We start from the raw sequence: 20,965 nt of genomic DNA, 5'->3' as shown, positions 1-20,965 counted from the left end.
TCAAAAGGCCGACAGGCCCCCGTCTACCGCCAGCGCCTGACCGGTGACATAGGTCATCTTCGGCGACAGCAGCATCAGCATCGCGGCGACCACTTCACCGGGCTCCCCGAGCCGCTTCATCGGGCAGCCGGCGGCGAGAGAGCCCTGGAATTCCTCCCGGCTGACACCGGGTTTGTCGATGCCGGTGACCATCGGCGTACGGGAAAAAAACGGGCAGACCGCATTGACCCGCACCCCGTACCTGGCATTTTCCACCGCGGCTGTTTTGGTCACGCCCACCACGCCGTGCTTGGCTGCCGCGTAAGAGGCGATCTTGGGCGCCCCGCCCAGTCCCGCCATCGAGGAAACATTCAGGATCACCCCGCCTGCCTGCCGCTTCATCAGCGGCAACTGGTATTTGAGACCGAACATCACCCCTTTGAGGTTGACGTTGAACTGGCGGTCCATCTCCGCCTCGTCCGTCTCCTCCAGCGCCATCATCGGCGGCGCGATACCGGCGTTGTTGACCGCGATATCCAGCCTGCCGAACGACTGCGCGAGTTCCGCGAGCGCCGCGCAGTCATTTTCCGCGGAGACATCGCAGTGCTGCGCCAGCACTTCGATGCCGGCGCCGTCCAGTTCGTCCGCAAGTTTCAGTAGATCGGATTCGTTGATATCGCCCAGTACCAGCTTGGCGCCGCGCTGGCCGAGCTCGCGCGCGAGCAGCTGCCCGAAACCGCTGGCGGCGCCGGTGATCAGCGCCACTTGGCCGGAAAAGTCGAGCATCGGATCGGCGCTCATCAGATACCTCCGCAGGAAGTCATGCCGCCATCCACCACCACGCACTCGCCGGTGGTGTAACTGGAAGCATCCGACACCAGGTAGAGCACGGTACCGGCCATCTCCTCCGGTTCCGCGTGGCGGTGCATGGGGATATGGTCGATGGCGGTCTTGTAGATGTCCTCGTGGGTAAACAGGGCGCCGGCAAACTTGGTCTTGGTCAGGCCCGGCAGCAGCGCGTTGACGCGGATATTGAACTGGGCGCACTCCTTGGCGAAAGATTTGGTCATATTGACCACCGCCGCCTTGGTAATCGAGTAGATGCCCTGGCCGACCCCCGGTTGCAGCGCATTGATGGAAGCGGTATTCACGATACAGCCACCGCCCTGCTCGCGCATCAGCTTGCCGGCCTCGACGGACATAAAGAAGTAACCGCGAATATTCACATCCACGGTCTTCTGGAAGGCGCCCAGGTCGGTGTCGAGGATATGGCCGAAATAGGGATTGGTGGCGGCGTTGTTGACTAGGATATCCAGGCGGCCGTGATTGTGGCGTATCACGGAAATTGCCCGTTCAATTTCCTCCAAATCGCCGATATGGCAGGGGAATGCCTCCGCCGAACCGCCGGTATCAACTATCGCATCCGCCACCGCCTTGCAGCCTTCGATCTTGCGGCTGGACACCAGTACATGGGCGCCCTGCTCCGCCAGCAGTTTTGCGATGGCCTCGCCGATGCCGCGGCTGGCGCCGGTAACCAGGGCGACTTTTCCGCTCAGGTCAAACAGGTTGGTCGTCATTTTCTATCCTCGGATTTCCTGCGATGTTCAATGTTCTTTTTCGATAATATCCAGCGCCATGCGGGCCACGGGATCCACCAGCGACCCCAGTTTGGCCGCGTCCCTGTTGGAGGCATTGCCTTCCTGTGCGCGCTTGGCCACGCCCTGGATAATCGCGGCCAGGCGGAAGAAGCTGAACGCCAGGCAGAAGGCCCAGTTATCGATCCTGTCGATCCCCATGCGCCCGCAGTAGCGCGCCACATAGTCTGCCTCCGCGGGAATACCCAGTGCGGCCCTGTCTGCCCCCATGAGTCCGGACATCTTGTCGCCCCGGGCCGGCATACGCAGCTGCATGCACTGATAGGCGAGATCCGCGAACGGATGGCCGAGGGTGGAGAGCTCCCAGTCCAGCACCGCAATGGCGCGCGCCTCACCGGGGTGGAAAATGATGTTGTCGAGGCGGTAGTCGCCGTGCACCAGCGCCACGCGGCCGTCGTCTTCCGGCAGGTTGCCCGAGAGCCAGTCGATCAGGCGATCCATCGCGTCGATTTTGTCGATTTCCGACGCCCTGTACTGGCCGCTCCAACGCTCGAACTGGCGCTGAAAATAATTGCCGGGGCGGCCGTAATCGGAGAGACCGGCCTTATCGATATCGACACTGTGCAGCGCCGCCAGCACCCGGTTCATCTCATCGTAAATCGCGCTGCGCTCCGGCTTGTTCACCTCCGGCAGGGCGGCGTTCCAGAAGATGCGCCCGTCGCAGTACTCCATCACATAGAAAAGCGAACCGATCAGGTCCCGGTCTTCGCACAGATGCAGCACCCGCGGTACCGGCACATCCGTATCCGCCAGCGCGCGCATCACGCGGAATTCCCGATCCACCGCATGGGCGGACTTCAGCAGCCTGCCCGGCGGCTGGCGACGCAGTACATAGGTGCCGGATGCCGTTTCCAGCTTGAAAGTCGGATTCGACTGGCCGCCGGAAAACTTGGTTACCGTTAGCGGGCTGTGGAAACCGTCGATATGCGCGGCCAGGTATTTTTCCAATCTATCTACTGGCAGCTGCTCCACTGAACTGTGCTTATCAGAGATCATTTCTTCCGTCATCGCACCCCGCCTTATTGCTGTTCTGCGCCGTAACGCGCCGCCAGGTTGCGCCCCAGCTGCATCATATGCACTTGGTCCGGGCCGTCCGCCAGGCGGATGGTGCGCGCATAGGCGTAGTGATGCGCCAGGTTGTAATCCTGGCTGAGGCCGGCGGCGCCGTGGATCTGTATCGCGCGGTCGATCACAGTGCAGGCCATCTGCGGCGCGACGATTTTGATCATCGCAATCAGGTCCTTGGCCGCCTTGTTGCCGTATCGGTCCATCTGGTCTGCGGCCTTCAGTGTCAGCAGGCGCGCCTGCTCGATCTCGCAGGCGGACTTGGCGATATCCTCGCGCACCGAACCCTGCTTGCTCATCGAGCGGCCGAACACGATGCGCTCTTCCGCGCGCTTCGACATCATCTCCAGTGCGCGCTGCGCCTGGCCGATCAATCGCATACAGTGGTGGATGCGGCCCGGCCCCAGGCGCCCCTGGGCTATCTCGAAACCGCGCCCCTCGCCGAGAATCAGGTTGGCCGCCGGCACGCGCACATTGTCGAAGATCACCTCCGCGTGCCCCTCCGGCGCGTCGTCGTAACCGAATACCGTCATCGGGCGGATTACTTTGACACCCGGAGAGTCGGTGGGAACCAGTATCTGCGACTGCTGCTGGTGGCGGTTGGGATTGTCCGGGTCCGTCTTGCCCATGACGAGCAGAATCCTGCAGCGCTTGTTCATCAGGCCGCTGATATAAAACTTGTGGCCGTTGATCACATAGTCATCGCCGTCGCGCACTATCGAGGTCTCGATATTTGTGGCATCGGAGGAGGCGACTTTCGGCTCGGTCATCGCAAATGCCGAGCGGATCTCCCCGGCCAGCAGCGGCCGCAGCCACTGCGCCTGTTGCTGGGGACTGCCGTACTGGGCCAGCACCTCCATATTGCCGGTATCCGGCGCACTGCAGTTGAACACTTCCGAGGACCAGACCACCTTGCCCATTTCCTCCGCCAGCGGCGCATACTCCAGGTTTGCCAGGCCGGCGCCGAAGCGCGGATCCGGCATAAACAGGTTCCACAGTTCCGCCTCGCGGGCCCTGGCCTTCAGCTCCGCCAGTATAGGCGGCTCGCCCCAGCGGTCTTCCAGCAGCTGTTCGTGATAAGTCCGCTCCGCCGGATAGACGTGGTCGTCCATGAATTTTTTCAGGCGCTCGAGCAGCCCTTTCACCTTGTCAGAATATCCAAAATGCATCCCGGGTTGCCTTTTTTAACTGTACGTTATGAATTCCTGCCGCCCTTCGATTTCGAGGTGCGGAACATGGTTGAAACTGTGCAGACTGATGCTGCCGGCGCCTGAAAAGAAGCGGCTCACTGCAGTGTTTTTTATCTGCATATTGAGCTTGGTCACCGTCTCCGCGTGGCCGCCGAGCACCTGGCGCACCATCATCGCGATGGCACCACCGGAACTCACCACCAGGGTTCTGCTGCCCCTGGGGCTATCGCCGATCAGCTCCAATGCCTCCTCGATGCGTTGCTCGAAGGCGCGCCAGCTCTCCGCCGGGCTTATCTCGCCCTCGGCCCAGGCGAGCATGGCCTTCTTCAGGAAACGGTAGTAGTCGGAGCGGCTGGCCCCTTGCGGCGGCACCGACTGCGGATCCCGCTCGCCGTAGCGCTGCAGCACGCTGTGGAAATCGAACTCATTGAGCTGCGGGACTATCTGTACCTGGGCAGAGTCCAGCTCCATGCCCTCGCAGATCCCCTGCGCCGTCTCCCGGTGGCGCAGCAGGTCGCCACAGAGGACCCGCTCGAACGCCATACCCAGCCCGCGCCAGTGCTCCCCCAGCCAGCGCGCCTGGCGCCAGCCCAGCTCGGATAACTTGTCGTAGTCGGCAGCGCCGAATGAGGCCTGGCCGTGGCGCACCGTGTAGAACTCAGCCAATGCATATCCCCCTTTGCTTGGTCTCCTACCCTAGCGCCGGCCAGTGGATCATCAAAATTTATTATGCGAATATCCAATCATTCACACTAATTATGACTGGTGACAACCGTGCAGTTACAGCAGATGGATATGAATCTCTTCCTGGTACTGGAGGCGATCTACAACGAGCGCAACCTGACCCGCGCCGCGGAACAGCTGCATATCACCCAGCCGGCGGTCAGCAACGCCCTGGCGCGCCTGCGCCGCACCCTGGATGACCCACTGTTCACCCGTACGCCGGTGGGTATGAACCCGACGCCGCTGACTGAGCGCATCATGCCCAAGGTACAGCAGGCACTGGCCCTGCTCGGCGGCAGCCTCAGCGAAGAGCGCCGGTTCGACCCGGCCAGCGCCCGCAAGACACTGCGCCTGTCGATGAACGATATGGCGGAGACACTGCTGCTACCGCGGCTGCTGGAGCGACTGCAGCAGGTGGCGCCGGGGATCAGCGTCGAGTCCTACTATGTGCCCCGCGACCAGCTGGTGAAGGAACTGGCCGCAAACACCCTGGATTTCGGCCTCGACATACCCCTGGCCACCGCCACCCAGCTACAGCAACAGCGCCTGATCAACGACCGCTACCTGTGCATGCTGCGCGCCGACCACCCGCTGGCAGAGCAGACCAGCCTGACGCTGGAACAGTACCTGCAGCTGGAGCATATCCACGTCTCCAGCCGCCGCAGCGGGCCGGGACTGGTGGATATCGCCCTTAACAAGCTGGGGCGGCGCCGCAATATCAAACTGCGGGTCCAGCACTACCGGGTGGCGCCACTGGTGGTGTTGCGCACCGACCTGGCGCTGACGGTGCCGGCCAGCCTGGCCAACCAATACCCGGCGCGGCTGTTTGAGTTGCCATTCCAGGTTCCGCAGATGGACTGGCACCTGCTGTGGCACAGGAACCAGCACGACGATCCGGCCAATCGGTGGTTGCGGGGGCAGTTGATGGAGTTGTTTGTATAGGGGCAGGACGAGAGAGTGGGGGCTCAGAAAGGAAATCGAGCCAGATGCGAAGGCCCTGCCGTCGCGGAACCAGCTACGGGCCACTCGGACAGGCCAAAGAATTCGACCGGATCGGTCACTGCCCACCACCCCCTCCCTTGCTATCCTCCAGCGCAACAATATGCAAAGAGTTGCATATCAAATCCGATCAGAAGAAGAGAGGGCGTCACCATGTCCCAAGCCTACCCCCACCTGCTGGCCCCGCTGGACCTGGGCTTTACCACCCTGAAAAACCGGGTACTGATGGGCTCGATGCATACCAACCTGGAGGAGCACCCCGGCGGCTTCACCCGCCTGGCGGCCTTCTATGCCGAGCGCGCCCGAGGCGGTGTAGGCTTGATCGTGACCGGCGGCATAGGCCCCAACGAAGAGGGCGGCGTGGGTATGGGCGCGGCCAAGATGACCACGCCGGAGGAGGCGCAGCAGCACCGGGAAGTCACCGACGCAGTGCATGCCGAGGGCGGCAAGATCTGTATGCAGATACTGCACGCCGGCCGCTACGCCTATAACCCCAATCTGGTCGCACCCTCGCCGATCCAGGCCCCGATCAACCCCTTCACCCCGCGGGAACTGACCGGCAAGGAAGTCGAGGGCCAGATCGACGACTATGTGCGCTGCGCAACCCTGGCCCGCGAGGCCGGCTACGACGGCGTCGAGATCATGGGCTCGGAAGGTTATTTCATCAACCAGTTCATCGTCTCCCGCACCAACAAACGTACCGACGAGTGGGGAGGCAGCTTCGAGAACCGCATCCGCCTGCCGATCGAAATCGTGCGACGGGTGCGCGAAGCCGTGGGAAAAGACTTCATCATTATTTACCGCCTGTCCATGCTCGACCTGGTCGAGGACGGCAGCACTTTTGATGAAGTGGTTGCCCTGGGCAAGGCCATCGAGGGGGCCGGCGCAACCATTATCAACACCGGAATCGGCTGGCACGAGGCGCGTGTTCCGACCATCGCCACCAGCGTGCCCCGCGCCGCCTTTACCGAAATCACCGCCAAGGTGAGACAGCACCTGACAGTACCGGTGGTCACCAGCAACCGCATCAATATGCCCGAAGTCGCTGAGGAAGTACTGGCCGCTGGCCACGCCGATATGATCTCCATGGCGCGGCCCTTCCTGGCCGATGCGGAATTCGTCAACAAGGCTGCCGAGAACCGCGCGGACGAGATCAACACCTGCATCGGCTGCAACCAGGCCTGCCTGGATCATACCTTCGAGCTGAAGCTGACCTCCTGCCTGGTCAACCCCCGAGCCTGCCACGAGACGGAGCTGCAATATCTGCCGGTGGAAACCGCAAAGAAAATCGCCGTGGTCGGCGCCGGCCCCGCCGGTCTGGCGGCCGCCACTGTGGCCGCGGAACGCGGGCACAAGGTCACCCTGTTCGAGGCAGAGGACAAGGTCGGCGGCCAGTTCAATATCGCCAAGCAGATCCCCGGCAAGGCCGAGTTCGAGGAAACCCTGCGCTACTTCAAGCGCCGCCTGGAAATCACCGGCGTCGAGGTCAAGCTCAATACCCGCGCCACCGCCGAAGACCTGCAGGCCTTCGACGAAGTGATTATCGCCACCGGCATCGATCCGCGCACACCGCCCATCCCCGGTATCGGGCACGAGAAGGTCCTGAGCTACCTGGATGTGCTGAAGCACAAGAAGCCAGTGGGGGAAAAGGTCGCGGTTATCGGCGCCGGCGGTATTGGCTTCGACGTGGCGGAATACCTGACCCACGAGGGCAACAACAGCCAGGAGCTGATCGCCAGTAGCAAAAACGAGTTCTTCGATGAGTGGGGAGTGGATATCCAGCTTGAAAACCGCGCCGGCCTCAAAAAGCCGGCAGCGGTAAGCACACCGCGCCAGGTGACACTGCTGCAGCGCAAGACCAGCAAGGTGGGCGCCGGCCTCGGCAAGACCACAGGCTGGATACACCGCACCAGCCTCAAGCACCGCAACGTGCAGATGATCGCCGGCGCCAGCTATGAGAAGATCGACGATCGCGGCCTGCATATCCGCGTCGGCGACGAAGAACGCCTGCTGGAGGCGGACAATATCGTGATCTGTGCCGGCCAGGAGCCGGCGCGAGTCCTGTACAATGCGCTGCAGGGCGGCACGGTAAAAGTCCACCTGATCGGCGGCGCCTTTGAGGCGGCCGAGCTGGATGCCAAGCGGGCCATCGACCAGGGCTCGCGACTGGCCGCAGAGATATAAACCGGCGATAAAAATGCAGGAGAGCGCCGCGATGTTAGAAACAGGCAACCCGGCGCTGCTGGTGATCGATGTGCAGCAGGCCATCGATCACTTCTCCCCTCACCCGCGCTGTAATCCCAATGCGGAGCAATGCATCGCTCTGCTGTTGCAGCACTGGCGCGCCAAGGGGCTACCGATAGTACATATCCGCCACGCCTCCCGCTTTCCCGAATCCCCTTATCACCGCTCCAACCCGCACTTTGCCTTCAAAAGAGAAGTCACACCCCGACAAAAAGAACAGGTAATCACCAAACGGGAGAACTGCGCATTTATCGCCACCGAGCTGGATGACCTGCTCAAGGAACTCGGGGTCAGGGAGCTGGTAATAACGGGAGTCGTGGCCAACCATTCAGTGGATGCTACGGTCAGGGTCGGCGCTGCCCTGGGCTACCGGGTTCTGCTGCCGGAAGATACGACGGCCAGCTTCGCGATGCCCTTGCGCGACGGCTCGCTGATCGATGCCGAAACAGTACAGCAGATATTCCTCGATAACCTGCATGGGGAGTACGCCCATATCTGCCACAGCCGCGATCTTCTCACTTAAGATGCACCCCCGGTATCGCAGAAAAGTTTGCTATCTGGCTTGTCCCTCACGCAACGTCAGGGTTTAAGGTCCCTCGCTCGTGTTTTACTGAACCTGGAAATCGGAGACGAGCAATGAGTTACCTGAAAAACGCAGACGTACGAACCGGTCTCTCTTCATCGGCCCTGCGGGTCGCCACGGCACGGGCGGTACACCAACTGCTGGATGAACCTTCCGTCCTGGCAGATCCTTTCGCGCTGTCCATCCTTGAGCCGTCGCTACGCCAATCCGTCACAGACGACCCATTCCAGTTCAACGACCCGGCGGCCCGCTCCATGCGTGCGGCGATCGTCGGCCGAAGCCGGCTGGCGGAAGACACTTTCACCGAGGCTCTGGCCGGAGGCGTGCGGCAACTGGTGATACTGGGTGCGGGACTGGATACGTACACCCTGCGCACCGCCACTGACCACCCCGACGTATTGATGGTGGAAGTCGACCGACCGAGCACCCTGACCGGGAAGCGCCAAAGGATCCGGGATTGTGGGGCGGATTTGCCGGAAAACTGCCGCTGGCTCGAACTGGATATGGCGAGCGACGATCTCGCCGTTCGGCTCGGGCGGGCGGGCTGCCGCTGGGATCAACCCACTTGGTTCTCCTGCCTGGGCGTAACGCCCTATCTGAGCGAGAAGGCCGTCTGGCAGACCCTGGGCACGGTAGCAAAATTTGCTCCGGGGAGCGGTATAGTGTTCGATTACCGGGTGACCAGCACACTGCTGGGCCCGATAGAACAGGCCATGGAGCGCGTGACTGCGGAAATGTTCGCGAAGATGGGCGAACCCTGGCAAGCGCACTTCGATCCAGCCGCTTTGGTGTCGGGGCTCCATGACCGGGGGTTTACCGCGGTTAGCGATATGACGGCGCAGGACCTGAACCGGCGTTACTTTGCCCGTCGCAAGGACGGCCTGCAAAGTGCCGGCGGCGGCTTTCGCTATATCGTCGCCGAACGCTGACCTGCGCCTGATGGGAGCCACACCAATCTTATGTTGTTGAAAGTCGGCCAATTGGCCAAACGCACCGGGGTCACCGTGCGCACCCTGCACCACTATCACCGGATCGGGTTGCTGGTTCCGGCGGCGCGCAGTGCGGCGGGATACCGATTGTACAATGGCGACAACGTTGCCAACCTATACCAGATCCAGCTTCTCAAAGGGCTGGGTCTGTCACTGTCGGATATCGGGGAGCTGATGGCCGACGGCGCTCCAGCGTTGCGGGACTCCGTCGCCCGGCAGCGAGAAGCCCTTCGCCAGCAGGTCGAACAAGCCCGGCAGATGATCGGGAAGCTGGACCGGATCGACGGCCAGTTGCAGGGCGGCACTCCTGTGGAAAGCGGTGACCTGCTGGATTTACTGGCATTGATGCAGAGCTATGAACGCCACTTCAGCGATGCACAACTGGCCGCCCTGCCGGCCTACCTGCGCCCCCTGAAAACGAGGGATCACTGGCAGTCCCTGGTGGCCGAACTGCATCAGCTGCAGCAGCGGCAGCTGCCACCGGACGCCGCCCCCGCCAAGTCGCTGGCGGAGCGTTGGATGGAGGTCCTGGAGCAGGATGCCGCCCGCCACCCGGTGCTGTTCAGTAAGCTGATACGCAGCTATGAGCAGGAGCAGATACTGCAACAGCAGTTTGGCATCACCCGCGGGCAGCAACGCTATATCACCGAGGCCTTCGCCCACAGCCGGCTGGACCTCTATCGCCCGCTGCTCACAGCGGAAGAATTCCGGACGATGCAGCGGCACTACCCCCGATCCATGGCCCGCTGGCCCGCCCTGCTGGCCGAGTTGACCGAACTGCTGGAAGCCGGCGTCGGGGCGGACGATACGCGGGTGCAGAGGTTGGCCGGCCGCTGGCTCAATCTGTTCGACGACTACACCGGTGGCGATCCAAAGATTCAACACAAGGTCCGGGAAGCGCAACGAACCGACCCGCGGCTGCTGCAGGGCAGCCTCCTGAACAAAAACACCCTGGACTATCTGCAGGTGGCGGTGTCGCACTATCTGGCGAAGCGGCCGCAGGCGAACCGAGGGCGGAGCTGAGCGATGATCAGGAAGATGATAGGGGCGGATACCGACACGGTAATAAAGATCTGGCTGGAATCCTCTATCAGCGCCCACGACTTCGTGCCCGCCGACTTCTGGATACGGCGCGCCGAGCAGCTGCGTGACTGCTACCTCCCCGCCGCGGAAACCTATGTCTGCGAAGAGGGCGGCGCCCTTCTCGGTTTTCTGTCACTGCTGGACGATACCCTGGCCGCACTGTTCGTGCGGCCCGAAAGCCAGGGGAAGGGAGCCGGCTCGCAGCTCTTGCAATACGCCCAGAGTCTGGCCGGCGTACTGAGCCTGACGGTCTACAAGTCCAATCACCGCAGCATCGCCTTCTACGAAAGGCACGGCTTTTCCATCCAGCGGGAACAGATCGATCCCCACACCGGCCAGCCGGAACTGTCGATGGTCTGGCGAAGAACCGAGCCGGAGATGCGTCACCGCGGAATATGATTGTCGCGGTGGAAATAAAAAAGGCCCCACAAAAAGGGGGGCCAACAACAGGGGGCAACTATTGCGGTTGCGGCGTGCCCGCCTCCAGATTCACCGCGTTTTCCAGCTCCCGCCACCGGGGCCGGGAGAGCCGCCCGGTCAGGCGGTAGAGCCCGAATACGACGCCGCAGAGACCAAACATCAGCAAGTAGAGCGCCTGCCCACTCCACCACTCGATGACAATGCCGCCGATCAGCGGCGCCACCGACCAGCCCAGCGAATAAAAGGACGAGGCCCCGAAGTAGCTGCCGCGCAAGTGGTCCGGCGCCAGCCGGTCTATCTGCACGCTCATGGTCGGGAAGAGCACCGCCTCCGCCAGGCTGACCACGAAAGTGGCTCCCAGCCAGCCGGCAAACCAGTGCACCGGGTTTAGCGCAAACCACAGTTGGCCAGCTGCGAGTACCGCCAGGCCGATCACGATGCGCCCGTTCACATCGATATTGCGCATCATCTGTAACAGCGGAAACTGCAGCAGCACGATGGTGGTGGCGTTGACCAGGATCATGCTGGAGATGAGCTCCACCAGTCGCGGCGCCTCGGCGCGGGTCAGGTACTGCACCAGGCTGGAATCCATATGGGCATAGATAAACAGCGTCAACACATTGGCGATGATCACCACCAGGAAAACCTGGTCTCTGCGCAACACCGCCAGGGTGCTGCGCAGCGTCACGCTGGCGTCGCGGCGTCTGCGCGCCAGGCGCCCGCTTTCCGTGTGGGCAAAGCCCCACAAAAATGCCAGGCTCAACAGCAGATAGCTGAGAGCGGTGAGACCGAAGGTGGACTGCTGCGCGCTCAACCCCGCCCAGACGCCGATAATCGGGCCCAGCGCGGCGCCCACATTGATCAGGAAATAGCGGAACTGCAATGCCAGCTCACGACTCTGCTTGTCCGGGATCAGGTCGCCGATCAGCGCGCTGGCCGGCGGCTCCCATATCGCGCGACCGATGGAGCAGAAGGTCATCGCCAGGATAAATGCCGGCAGTGTCTGCGCCACCGCCAGCAGTGCGAAGGCGAGGAAATTGATCGCGGTTCCCGCCAGCAGCATATTGCGGCGGCCGTAGCGATCCGACAGAGCGCCCACGTAAAAACCCAGCAGCGCCGCGCCTACCGCGGAGGCACTGAGTATCAAACCGATTTCCGCCGCCCCCAGCTGGAATTTTTCATACAGAAGGATCGCCAGAAATGGCCACACCATAAAATAGGTGCCGCGGCCGAAAAAACTGCCGATCAGTATGATCCAGATTAAAGGCGGAAAACTGTGCAGCCGCTGCCACCACTGCCTGTCCATCTCACTACTCCTTGTCGATCATTGCTCTCTTCGTTGAATCGGGGCCGGCCAATCCCGGAAAAAACCGGCAAAAAAAAAACCCGGAAGGTCAGCCTTCCGGGTTTTTTCTTGGGAGGAAGGCTTTTTACACCTTCCATCGCCTAAAGCTATGTCGGGTGTGCTAGGTGATCACCGCGGTCACCTTATAGTCAGTGCACAGGGAGCGGCGGTTCACGATATTGGCGAGAACACGAACACCACACCACAGGCGAACGACGGCCGGCAGCTGGTGCTGCTGGGCGTGGCGCATGCGCGGTGAAATGTGGAGGTTCAGGGTATTCATTGGAAACTATCGCTAGTTGACTCTATGGCGTTAATAGTATCCGAGTAATCGGCGTTTGCAAGCGGAAGTTTCAACTATTTCCGCTCTGTCGCTGCCGGCAACTCACACTGCCCTTGATATGGCTAGGGAATGCGCCTATTGCCCGGGCAGGTTTCAGTCCCGGGTCTATACTCCTCTACGCACAGCCGCAAATTTTAGGCGGGTTCGTCACAGCCCCAGGGATGAAAGTGTCTTGATGTCTACTCTGGCGTCACCCACGGCCTTGCCCTCCGGGAAATTCCCGGCCGCCGGCCGCCCACGAAAGCAGTTCCAGCAGCCAGATCCGATTCAATAATCACTGCGCCGCTCACTGCACTACGCAGCCCTGTCGCTAAAGGCGCAAGCGCCCTTTCGACCCACAAAGACTTCACGGTCGAAATAGAGCCCGTGCTGCGAACCGGTTACATCAACCTTCATCAAGCAATAAGGCCATGTCACTCTCCAAACTGTTAATGCAAGCCCGCCCCGCGGTGGAACAGGCACTGCGCGGTATAGCGCCGCCCCACACCCTGTTCTTTTCCGTCAGTGATGGAAAACAGCGGGCCAAGGTCCAGCACGTCACGGCGAAGGATTTCGCTGGCGCCTGGCAGGCCGCGGCCACTCTGGTGCGCCGTGCGGCCAATGCCGCGAAAATGAATGTCTGCTGGCTCAGGGTGGACTGGGTATGCGACGCAGAGGCGATGACCTGGGGAGACCTGAAGCAGCGCTTCAACGCCACCAAGCGCGCATACTTCCGCTATGGCATAGCCCTGGACCCGGAATATAAATACGCCTTCCTGGAGCAGGAACTGAATGGCAACGCCATGATCTATGGCGGGAACAAAATCAGTCATGTAGTCATCAACGAGAAAAACTTCAAATCCTATGTGCGCAGGCGCTACGGCAACCAGTTGGAACTGGACTTCTCCGACGACAAGCCGGTATTTGTGCTGTCTACCGAGGGCGTCTTCTGCGACGGTTCGGAAAGCCCGGTGCCCCTGTACGGCCCCGGGCGCAATGCCGGCCGCCGCGTTATCGGGGAGCTGGACGAGGAAACGGCCGCCAAGCTTATCGAAACCAGCAGCCAGTACCTGGCCAGCCAGGTCAGGCCGAGCGGCCGCTTTCACTACGGCTGGCACGCCTGCTTCGACAAATCCATCGACACCTACAACACCTTGCGCCACACCAGCAGCACCTACGCCATGCTGGAGGGATGGGAGGTGACCGGCGACCAGACACTGAAAGCCGCCATCGACAGGTCGCTGAAATACCTGACGGAGAAACTGATCAAGCAGGTCACTCTGGCCTCCGGCGACCAGGCCGCCTTCCTGGTGGAGAGCAACGGCGAGATAAAGCTCGGTGGCAACGCCGTGTGCCTACTGGCCCTGGTGAAATTCAGCGAGCTGATGAAATCGGACCTGTACCTGGAGCTGATGGAGCAGCTGGCCCTGGGCATCCAGTTCATGCAGGATCCGCACAGCGGCAAGTTCGTGCATGTGCTGCAGTACCCGGAACTCACCGTCAAAGAGGAGTTCCGCATCGTCTACTACGACGGCGAGGCCGCCTTCGGCCTGATGCGTCTCTACGGCCTGAGTCGCAATCCCCGCTGGCTGGCGATGGTGGAAAAAGCCTTCTCCTACTTTATCGCCGCCAACCACTGGAGGGCCCACGACCACTGGCTGAGCTACTGCGTCAACGAACTGACCCTCTATCGCCCGGAGGAAAAGTACTACCAGTTCGGTATCAGGAACGTCGCCGATTACCTGGACTTCGTGGAGAATCGCATCACCACCTTCCCCACGCTGCTCGAGCTGATGATGGCGGCGCAGAAGATGGTGACCCGCCTGCAGAAGGAAGAGCGTTTCCGGCATCTGCTGGCCCAGCTGGACCTGGACTGGTTCTATCGCGCGCTGCACAAGCGCGCCAACTACCTGCTCAACGGCTACTTCTGGCCCGAGTTTGCGATGTTCTTCCGCAACCCGCAGAGAATCGTCGGCAGCTTCTTTATCCGCCACCACGCCTTCCGCGTGCGTATCGACGATGTGGAGCACTACCTTTCCGGCCTTGTGGCCTACAGGAATTACCTGCGCAACGGCGAACAGGTCTCGGCAACCGCCAGCCTGGTGGACGAGACGCTGCACCCTGCCCTTCCGCCGAGCGAAGTGCCGGTGATCGCCTGGGGAGGCGACGTCAACCTGGGCCGCCGCCAACACTACAGGACCGCGGAACTGGGTGAGGAAAAGGTGCTGGGAAATATCCCCGCCCTCAACAATGCCGATCTCAGTATCGTCAACCTGGAATGTGTGGTTGCGACCGCCGGCGAACAGGGGGCCGAGAAAGGTGAGGCCTCTCCCTACTATTACCGGGCCCGCCCGGAGATGCTGCGGCAACTGGTCGCCGCCCGGGTAGACGTGGTCACCACCGCCAACAACCACAGCGGTGACTATGGCCCGCAGGCGCTGCTGGAGCAGCGGCAGTGGCTGGATACCGTCGGTATCGGCCACACCGGGTCCGGGGCAAATTTCGACGAGGCACTGACCCCTGTGATCAGGCCCGCCGGCTCATTAAATGTGGCTATTTTTTCCCTGGATGCCACCCAGCGACACTTCGCCGCCTACGAAGACAGCGCGGGCTGCGCCCACCTGCCCCTGTCGGACCCACAGCTCTGGAAGGCCCAGCTGGCGCCGCGGATTCACGCAGCCCGACAGCAGGCCCAGATAGTCCTGGTCGCCGTACACTGGGGGCCCAACCTGGAGCGCCACCCGGGCCTGGAGGAAATTGCAGTCGGCCAGGCGATTATCGATGCCGGCGCCGACGCGGTACTCGGGGCCAGCGCCCACCTGCTGCAGGGAATTGAAATCTACCGCCAGCGGCCGATCATCCACGACGCCGGCGACCTGCTGTTCGACTCGGTGCGCCAATCCCTCGCCGACAGCGGCGTATTCCGGCTGGAGTTGAGCGCCAGGGGCGTGGAGAGAGTCACTTTCGTGCCCGTCGGCGCCGGCTTCGGTTTCAGCCGCCAGTTATCGGGCCCCAAGGCCATCGAGGCCAGCCGCCGCTATGCCGAACTTTGCGCGAGGCTCGGCACGGGACTGCAGCTGACAGTTGACGGCAGCGGCACGATTGAACTGAGCCCACCGGATCGCCCGGTGCCCGAATGCCCGGCGGCACAACCGACCTGCTACGATCTTGCAGCGCTGGCGCAGAAAGAGCGTCCGATAAATCCGGCCTGGCAGGTCGAATCGGTACCGGAGGACGCGAGGATATCCCCGATCCGTTTAGGCCCGCTCACACTACTCGGCGTGCGACTGCAACCGCGGGAAGTGAAGTCGAGACAGTTGCTCTGGGTGGAATCCTTCTGGACCGTGGAACAAGTACCGGATGAAGACTACCGCATAGATTTCCGCGCGATACCCACCCGGGAAACGGCCATGCCCTACTGGGGGAAATCCATGGACCACGACCCCTGCGACTGGCAGATGCCCACCAGTCGCTGGCAGCCGGGTATCATTTACCGGGACTTCTATGGTCTCAGGCCGCCGGCCTCGAAAATTTTCACCAAGGCTGATCTGCAACTGCATGTCGGGCTCGTTTCCAGCGGCGAGCGGATCGAGCCCATCCCGCTGGAGGGGTTCTTGGTCAATCTGGATGTTCCGGTCAAAAACGGCAGTGCCACCCAGAAAAAACTGCCTGTCTACCAGACAGAATTTTCCGAGCTGGTGCACGAACACTACCCGGGGCAGACATGGAATGCCGAACAATTGGTATCGGTGACCGGGGGCAAATGGCTGGTGCCACCCCCGGAGGGCTGGTTCGTGCGCAGCGTAGTGTCAGGCAAGGGCTTTATCCCCCAGTCCCTGGCCCCGGTCATGTTCGTCGCCCACAGCAACCTGGACAGGGCCTATCACGAGCAGAGCACCAGCCCATGGTCCAACGGCTGGGATCTCCACAACAGGCTTCCGGAATTCGCCGATGCCATCGCCGGCGCCATTGTCGCCAGGCCGGTGCCAGGCCTGCCGCCAGAGCTGCCGGTTCTGCAGGTGGAGGATCCCATCAGGGCGATCATCGAACTGGGGCTGGCCGCCCGCAGCCGTTTCAGTGGGGACGTCATCGCCATCACCGGCACCGCTGGCAAGTCCACCACCCTCAAGATGCTGGGCCAGATGCTGGGTGGCCGGGAAAAGGCGCTCACCAGCCTGGGCAACTACAACTCGCGCGTCGGCGCCCCCTCCATGCTGGCCAGCCTGAGCCGGGACCACGAGGCGGCGGTTATCGAGGTGGCACAGAGTGCGCTATGGATGAAACGGGGCCCGATTACCCGCAAGATCAAACCCACCATCGCTCTGATCACCGAAATCGGCGTATCCCAGACCACCAAGCGCGTAAAAACGGTGCAGGACACCGCAAAGTGGAAGTCGCGTATCTTCGACGGGCTGACAGGCCCGGCCGTGGCCATCGTCGGCGAGCACTTGCAGTGCTTCGACTATGTCATCAAACAGGCCAGAAAACATGCCAAAAGGGTCGTGGTCTTCGGCACCAGTGACGAAGCGGAAGTGCGGATAGTCGACATCCGCGGCGATGAGGGTGGCAGCTGGGTACGCCTGCGTACGCCGGAAGAACACTTGGAGCTCCACGTGCCCGCCCCCAGCACCGGCATGGTTTACAACGCGGTGGCAGCACTCTGTGCCGTCTACGCCATGGGCCGCGCTCTCGCCACTGCCGCGGAGACACTGAACCAGCTCGAGCTGGATGAAGGGCATCTGCACCGCAGCCAACTCGACCTGGGCGGGCGCTCGCTAGACATTATCGACGATAGCTGGAACGCGACCGTCAGTTCCATGTTGAACGCCTTTTCCGTATTCGAACAGGCAAAAGTCGGCGAGGGCGGGCGCAAGATCGCCGTACTCGGGCGCATCGTGCAGCTCGGCGAGCAATCCCAGGCGCTGCACGAGAGCCTCGCCGAGCCGCTGCTCTCCAGCGGGGTGGATTGGGTAGTGACCCATGGCGACGAAATGCAGTATCTGCGCGCGGTGCTGCCGGAAGCTGTACTGGGCCCCCACTTCTCCACCGCACCGGATCTGGCCAGCTACCTGGTGGCGTTCGCCGGGCACTCCGACCTGATACTGCTCAAGGGATCCCGCCGGGATTCAGATTTCGGGTCGATATCCAGGTTGCTGCTCGAAGAGGCGCAGAAGAGCAACAGCTACGCCTAGCGCTGCTGCGCGGTCGTTTCCCGCCCTCGGTGGCAGGATTGACGAGCACAGTGGCGGGCACCACAGGAGCAGGCTACTTTCGGATTTCAAATCTCTCATACCTGGCGATTGGCAGGGAATCCACCTGTACATTAAAAGCAGACGCACCATCATCGGCGACGGAACACTGGGAGAGAAAGGACGACAGAGCCACAGGCGTACCCTGGGCCATTATTTCCACAGCTTTCTCGGATATGATTCGTACCTCTCCCAGAACTCCTTTTTCGCAAGCGCGCCTTTTTACCCTCCTCCGGTAACCGGCACCAAGACCATCTCCCTTAACCGTGATTCTCAAATGCAATAACTGTATCTTTACCCCCTTAAGCCGGGGGAAAAGGGCAATCAGCAGAGCGGAAGCCACATCCCTGCCTTCTCCATAAACAGGATAGTGATGCCAGCCCAAGGCAGGGTTGGATACGACATCGGTAATCATCCATGCCTGTCCGGTTGCAGGCTCCGAAATATCGGCCGCTACGATGTCCACCCCGGCCAAAAATGGATTGAATACCGCCTCTACGGCCTTGACAGCGATGCAGGCGAACTCAGCGTGAATATTTTCGCTGATGTCTCGTGTGACCTCGCCAAATAAGACACCCCTCCCGGAATCTTGCTCACTCTCATCCGGCCCTGATTCTCTACTCCGTCTCTCCAGACCAGCCACCACCTGCCCGTCGATGACCAACACCCGATATCTGACAGGGCTCCTTTCCGCGGAACCCATTGTCATTCCGGAATCTCCCAAAGAAGAAATCACACCTTTCTTCTCCAGAAGACAGGCCCGCAATTCACTGTGAATGCATGCCCGGCGCGCGACCTGCAGAACAGTGTCCGGCATAGCCCGGTGAAACAGCTTGCTCTCCCCCGCACATTCGACAGCCGCTACTGAGCCGCTGATTTCATAATGTTTGAGGTTGAGCCTGCTAGCTGCGTGCCTGATCAACGCCTTCTGCCCGGAAAGGCTCTTACGTAACTTGAAATCATGGCTTTCACAATCCCACCGCTCGGAAATCGACAGAAATTCCCTACCCGAAGCATCAGACTGGTGACTCAGGGGGCAAGACAGGCTCCGCTCGCTATCAGCAAATAGGTAATCCAGCAATAACCCGGGAAGATCCACGGCTTTACCATAGTTAGGGAACACCGGGGCGGAAGTGGCAGAGTTTGTATTCACCTCCACTACGTATGGGGTACAACCTTCCGGTCTGTCATATTCAGGTACGATTACATCCACACCAACATGGTGCACACCAGGAAAGGCTTTGGCTGCTCGTTCGGCCATTCTCAGGATACGGGGATCGAGATGTTCCACAAGCTGGACGCCTTCCCCACCTACAGAAACATTGGCAACCCCCGACAGCCAAACACGCTCCCCTTCCCCAGGGACTTCACTGAAAGACACGCCCTTCGACTCCAAGAGGTCGAAGCGCTTGATGTACTCGGACATCATGAAGTGTGCCGGATTTGCTCTTCTCCTGTTGTTTTTTTCTTCCACCAATTTCTTGATTGTACTGTGACCATCCCCAACGACATTTGCCGGAATCCTGATACAGGCAGAAACAGCCCGCCCCCCGATGACATTGACCCGGATGTCGCAGCCGGCTATATGTCTTTCAACGATAACCTCTGTGGCTTTTTCCCTCGCCAGCTCCCACGCCGACCTAAAAGCCCGCTCATCGGTTACACCTGTCGTGATCCCCCTACCGTGACTACCTCGAACCGGCTTTACAACAACGGGGGCATTCACTTCTTCAAAATACCGCAAGGCCTTCCGGTAGCTATCGAACACCTCACCCGGCGGGACCGGGACTTCCCCCCTAGACAGAAGCTCTTTCGTAACGTGCTTTAATTGAGCACAAAACCTGTACACCTCGGAAACCATCGCTGAATTCTGACAAAAGAGGACATCCCTCTTTCCGTCGGACACGCTATAGATATCCTTCCGATAGAACTTTACATCCAACCCCTTGTCCAGGGCGGTTTCCGTTATCAACAGCTGATCGACATCCCCATATTTCTTAAAGAATGGAGATCCCGTAAACTCGTTCTCTTTTTTGAGAAGTTCACACTCCAGCAGTCTTTCCTGGGAGAAACCACCTGAAAATATACCCTCATTACGCAGCGCACTCTCCATAACAGATCAACCTCTATTCACCGTCCACAGGACCTTCACATCGGCCTCAAGCGTCTCACCGCTTAAACTCTTCGGCCATGAGTTCGACCAAACCCAGGAAAAGTCACGAGTGAGGATAACCTTGTCCTTTTGTCCCACACCGAATCCATAGCCGAATTTCGGGTCCAAGGCCAGGTTGGGATCCACCGGAATCCAGTTTCCGTGCAGGTAGACCTCTGCGGAATGGTGGTTGGGCTGCCGGAACTCGGTCCTCGAGGTAAACAGGAAGTCAGTCGTCATCCTCGCCGGATATCCCATGGCTCTCGCCAGCGCAACAAAGAGGGCGGCAAACTCTGTGCAATCGCCTTTGCCTCGCTCTATCGCGGAGAGTGCCCCTTCCGTCGACTGCACCTGGTAGTCGATCATCTGCTGCGGAAGCAGAAAGGCCGCTCTCAGCCTTTCCTCGTCCGTGTCGTAGGTTCGCTCTATTTGGGCCGCCAGTCTCTTGATGGCAGTGGAATCCGATTCAATGTACTTGGCGGACTGCAGGTAACTCTCATTGACTTCCCGGTAGCCGGAATTTTCTCTTTTCGTGTAGTCGTAGGACGATAACTCCAGGTCGAAATGGACTTTTCTAGTCGACGACGACCCGGCCGGAATATTCCAGCGAAACTCCACATAATCGCCATCTCCACGCCTGTGCCTTTTACGTTTGATCCCCTCTGGGTGCTCGTATCTTATGTCGACCAATTTTTGCTGCAGATGACCGCTTACCGGAACAGACAGCCTGTGCACGTACCCCTCTATATCCCTATTCGACCTGTTGACAACGGTGACCTCGGCCGTCAGGGTCACCGGCTGCACCTGGTCGGCAAATCCCAGGGATGCCCCTAGCCAGTCCAACAGTAGAATAAGGGTTGAAAACAGGGTTCTGTTGCTTTTCATCACATCTCAAACAGCTTAAGGGTTTCCACCCGATCTCCCCCACTTTCCTGTCAAAATGACTGGGGGCTATCCGCTATCACTT

At 60.7% G+C, this 20,965-nt stretch carries 16 protein-coding genes; 7 read left to right on the top strand and 9 right to left on the bottom strand.

The genetic code is table 11. The features are described 5' to 3' along the window. Genes AC6R19_RS14165 through AC6R19_RS14145 form a run of 5 tightly spaced genes read right to left on the bottom strand, consistent with a single transcriptional unit; the run spans position 1 to position 4,555 of the window. Positions 1–780, bottom strand: a complete 780-nt coding sequence (locus tag AC6R19_RS14165) for an SDR family NAD(P)-dependent oxidoreductase (protein ID WP_500580488.1) — start codon at positions 778–780, stop codon at positions 1–3. After that, positions 780–1,556, bottom strand: a complete 777-nt coding sequence (locus AC6R19_RS14160) for an SDR family oxidoreductase (protein WP_500580487.1) — start codon at positions 1,554–1,556, stop codon at positions 780–782. Before AC6R19_RS14160 ends, AC6R19_RS14165 begins: the two co-directional genes overlap by 1 nt. Before the next feature lie 27 nt (positions 1,557–1,583). Then, positions 1,584–2,642, bottom strand: a complete 1,059-nt coding sequence (locus tag AC6R19_RS14155; protein WP_500580486.1) for a phosphotransferase — start codon at positions 2,640–2,642, stop codon at positions 1,584–1,586. An 11-nt stretch (positions 2,643–2,653) separates the two neighbouring features. Next, complete coding sequence (locus tag AC6R19_RS14150; protein WP_500580485.1) at positions 2,654–3,868, bottom strand: acyl-CoA dehydrogenase family protein; 1,215 nt, start codon at positions 3,866–3,868, stop codon at positions 2,654–2,656. Positions 3,869–3,883: 15 nt separating this feature from the next. Continuing rightward, positions 3,884–4,555, bottom strand: a complete 672-nt coding sequence (locus AC6R19_RS14145) for a histidine phosphatase family protein (RefSeq protein ID WP_500580484.1) — start codon at positions 4,553–4,555, stop codon at positions 3,884–3,886. A 108-nt stretch (positions 4,556–4,663) separates the two neighbouring features. On the opposite strand from AC6R19_RS14145, the gene AC6R19_RS14140 reads away from it, so the two are divergent. The 6 genes from AC6R19_RS14140 (at position 4,664) to AC6R19_RS14115 (ending at position 10,909) form a co-directional block, all read left to right on the top strand. Continuing rightward, on the top strand, positions 4,664–5,554 hold the full coding sequence (locus AC6R19_RS14140; RefSeq protein WP_500580483.1) for a LysR family transcriptional regulator: 891 nt from the start codon (positions 4,664–4,666) through the stop codon (positions 5,552–5,554). Between the two features lie 210 nt (positions 5,555–5,764). Next, positions 5,765–7,795 (top strand): NADPH-dependent 2,4-dienoyl-CoA reductase, encoded by a 2,031-nt coding sequence (locus tag AC6R19_RS14135; RefSeq protein ID WP_500580482.1) that lies wholly within the window; start codon positions 5,765–5,767, stop codon positions 7,793–7,795. Between the two features lie 31 nt (positions 7,796–7,826). Next, the gene (locus AC6R19_RS14130; protein ID WP_500580481.1) at positions 7,827–8,378 is read left to right on the top strand and encodes a cysteine hydrolase family protein; all 552 of its coding nucleotides are present in this window, start codon (positions 7,827–7,829) and stop codon (positions 8,376–8,378) included. 113 nt (positions 8,379–8,491) lie between these two features. Continuing rightward, positions 8,492–9,367 (top strand): class I SAM-dependent methyltransferase, encoded by an 876-nt coding sequence (locus tag AC6R19_RS14125; RefSeq protein ID WP_500580480.1) that lies wholly within the window; start codon positions 8,492–8,494, stop codon positions 9,365–9,367. 30 nt (positions 9,368–9,397) lie between these two features. Further along, on the top strand, positions 9,398–10,450 hold the full coding sequence (locus AC6R19_RS14120; protein WP_500580479.1) for a MerR family transcriptional regulator: 1,053 nt from the start codon (positions 9,398–9,400) through the stop codon (positions 10,448–10,450). 3 nt (positions 10,451–10,453) lie between these two features. Continuing rightward, positions 10,454–10,909 carry an N-acetyltransferase gene (locus tag AC6R19_RS14115; RefSeq protein WP_500580478.1) on the top strand — a complete coding sequence of 152 codons (456 nt, stop codon included), beginning with the start codon at positions 10,454–10,456 and terminating at the stop codon, positions 10,907–10,909. Between the two features lie 58 nt (positions 10,910–10,967). On the opposite strand, the gene AC6R19_RS14110 is transcribed toward AC6R19_RS14115, so the two are convergent. Together AC6R19_RS14110 and AC6R19_RS14105 are read right to left on the bottom strand one after the other, a co-directional pair. Continuing rightward, positions 10,968–12,236 (bottom strand): MDR family MFS transporter, encoded by a 1,269-nt coding sequence (locus AC6R19_RS14110; RefSeq protein WP_500580477.1) that lies wholly within the window; start codon positions 12,234–12,236, stop codon positions 10,968–10,970. Between the two features lie 160 nt (positions 12,237–12,396). Next, positions 12,397–12,558, bottom strand: a complete 162-nt coding sequence (locus AC6R19_RS14105) for a hypothetical protein (RefSeq protein WP_500580476.1) — start codon at positions 12,556–12,558, stop codon at positions 12,397–12,399. A gap of 470 nt (positions 12,559–13,028) precedes the next feature. Here AC6R19_RS14105 and AC6R19_RS14100 point away from each other — a divergent pair, with 470 nt between their 5' ends. Further along, complete coding sequence (locus tag AC6R19_RS14100; RefSeq protein ID WP_500580475.1) at positions 13,029–17,789, top strand: CapA family protein; 4,761 nt, start codon at positions 13,029–13,031, stop codon at positions 17,787–17,789. A 73-nt stretch (positions 17,790–17,862) separates the two neighbouring features. Here the strand turns inward: AC6R19_RS14100 and AC6R19_RS14095 are convergent, their stop codons facing one another. Both AC6R19_RS14095 and AC6R19_RS14090 read right to left on the bottom strand, forming a co-directional pair. Then, on the bottom strand, positions 17,863–19,959 hold the full coding sequence (locus AC6R19_RS14095) for an ATP-grasp domain-containing protein (RefSeq protein WP_500580474.1): 2,097 nt from the start codon (positions 19,957–19,959) through the stop codon (positions 17,863–17,865). A gap of 6 nt (positions 19,960–19,965) precedes the next feature. Beyond that, entirely contained in the window at positions 19,966–20,883 is a 918-nt protein-coding gene (locus AC6R19_RS14090) for a transglutaminase-like domain-containing protein (RefSeq protein ID WP_500580473.1), read from the bottom strand. Positions 20,884–20,965 lie beyond the last annotated feature (82 nt).

This window comes from Microbulbifer sp. SE14 (assembly GCF_059834885.1).
Note: the sequence above shows the minus strand (reverse complement) of the source record. Positions and strands in the feature narration are given on the sequence as shown.

Bases quoted from the DNA above. Each gene is read 5' to 3' on its own strand.
- AC6R19_RS14165 (WP_500580488.1), bottom strand. From the start codon at position 780: ATGAGCGCCGATCCGATGCTCGACTTTTCCGGCCAAGTGGCGCTGATC.
- AC6R19_RS14160 (WP_500580487.1), bottom strand. From the start codon at position 1,556: ATGACGACCAACCTGTTTGACCTGAGCGGAAAAGTCGCCCTGGTTACC.
- AC6R19_RS14155 (WP_500580486.1), bottom strand. From the start codon at position 2,642: ATGACGGAAGAAATGATCTCTGATAAGCACAGTTCAGTGGAGCAGCTG.
- AC6R19_RS14150 (WP_500580485.1), bottom strand. From the start codon at position 3,868: ATGCATTTTGGATATTCTGACAAGGTGAAAGGGCTGCTCGAGCGCCTG.
- AC6R19_RS14135 (WP_500580482.1), top strand. From the start codon at position 5,765: ATGTCCCAAGCCTACCCCCACCTGCTGGCCCCGCTGGACCTGGGCTTT.
- AC6R19_RS14130 (WP_500580481.1), top strand. From the start codon at position 7,827: ATGTTAGAAACAGGCAACCCGGCGCTGCTGGTGATCGATGTGCAGCAG.
- AC6R19_RS14125 (WP_500580480.1), top strand. From the start codon at position 8,492: ATGAGTTACCTGAAAAACGCAGACGTACGAACCGGTCTCTCTTCATCG.
- AC6R19_RS14120 (WP_500580479.1), top strand. From the start codon at position 9,398: ATGTTGTTGAAAGTCGGCCAATTGGCCAAACGCACCGGGGTCACCGTG.
- AC6R19_RS14115 (WP_500580478.1), top strand. From the start codon at position 10,454: ATGATCAGGAAGATGATAGGGGCGGATACCGACACGGTAATAAAGATC.
- AC6R19_RS14110 (WP_500580477.1), bottom strand. From the start codon at position 12,236: ATGGACAGGCAGTGGTGGCAGCGGCTGCACAGTTTTCCGCCTTTAATC.
- AC6R19_RS14105 (WP_500580476.1), bottom strand. From the start codon at position 12,558: ATGAATACCCTGAACCTCCACATTTCACCGCGCATGCGCCACGCCCAG.
- AC6R19_RS14100 (WP_500580475.1), top strand. From the start codon at position 13,029: ATGTCACTCTCCAAACTGTTAATGCAAGCCCGCCCCGCGGTGGAACAG.
- AC6R19_RS14095 (WP_500580474.1), bottom strand. From the start codon at position 19,959: ATGGAGAGTGCGCTGCGTAATGAGGGTATATTTTCAGGTGGTTTCTCC.
- AC6R19_RS14090 (WP_500580473.1), bottom strand. From the start codon at position 20,883: ATGAAAAGCAACAGAACCCTGTTTTCAACCCTTATTCTACTGTTGGAC.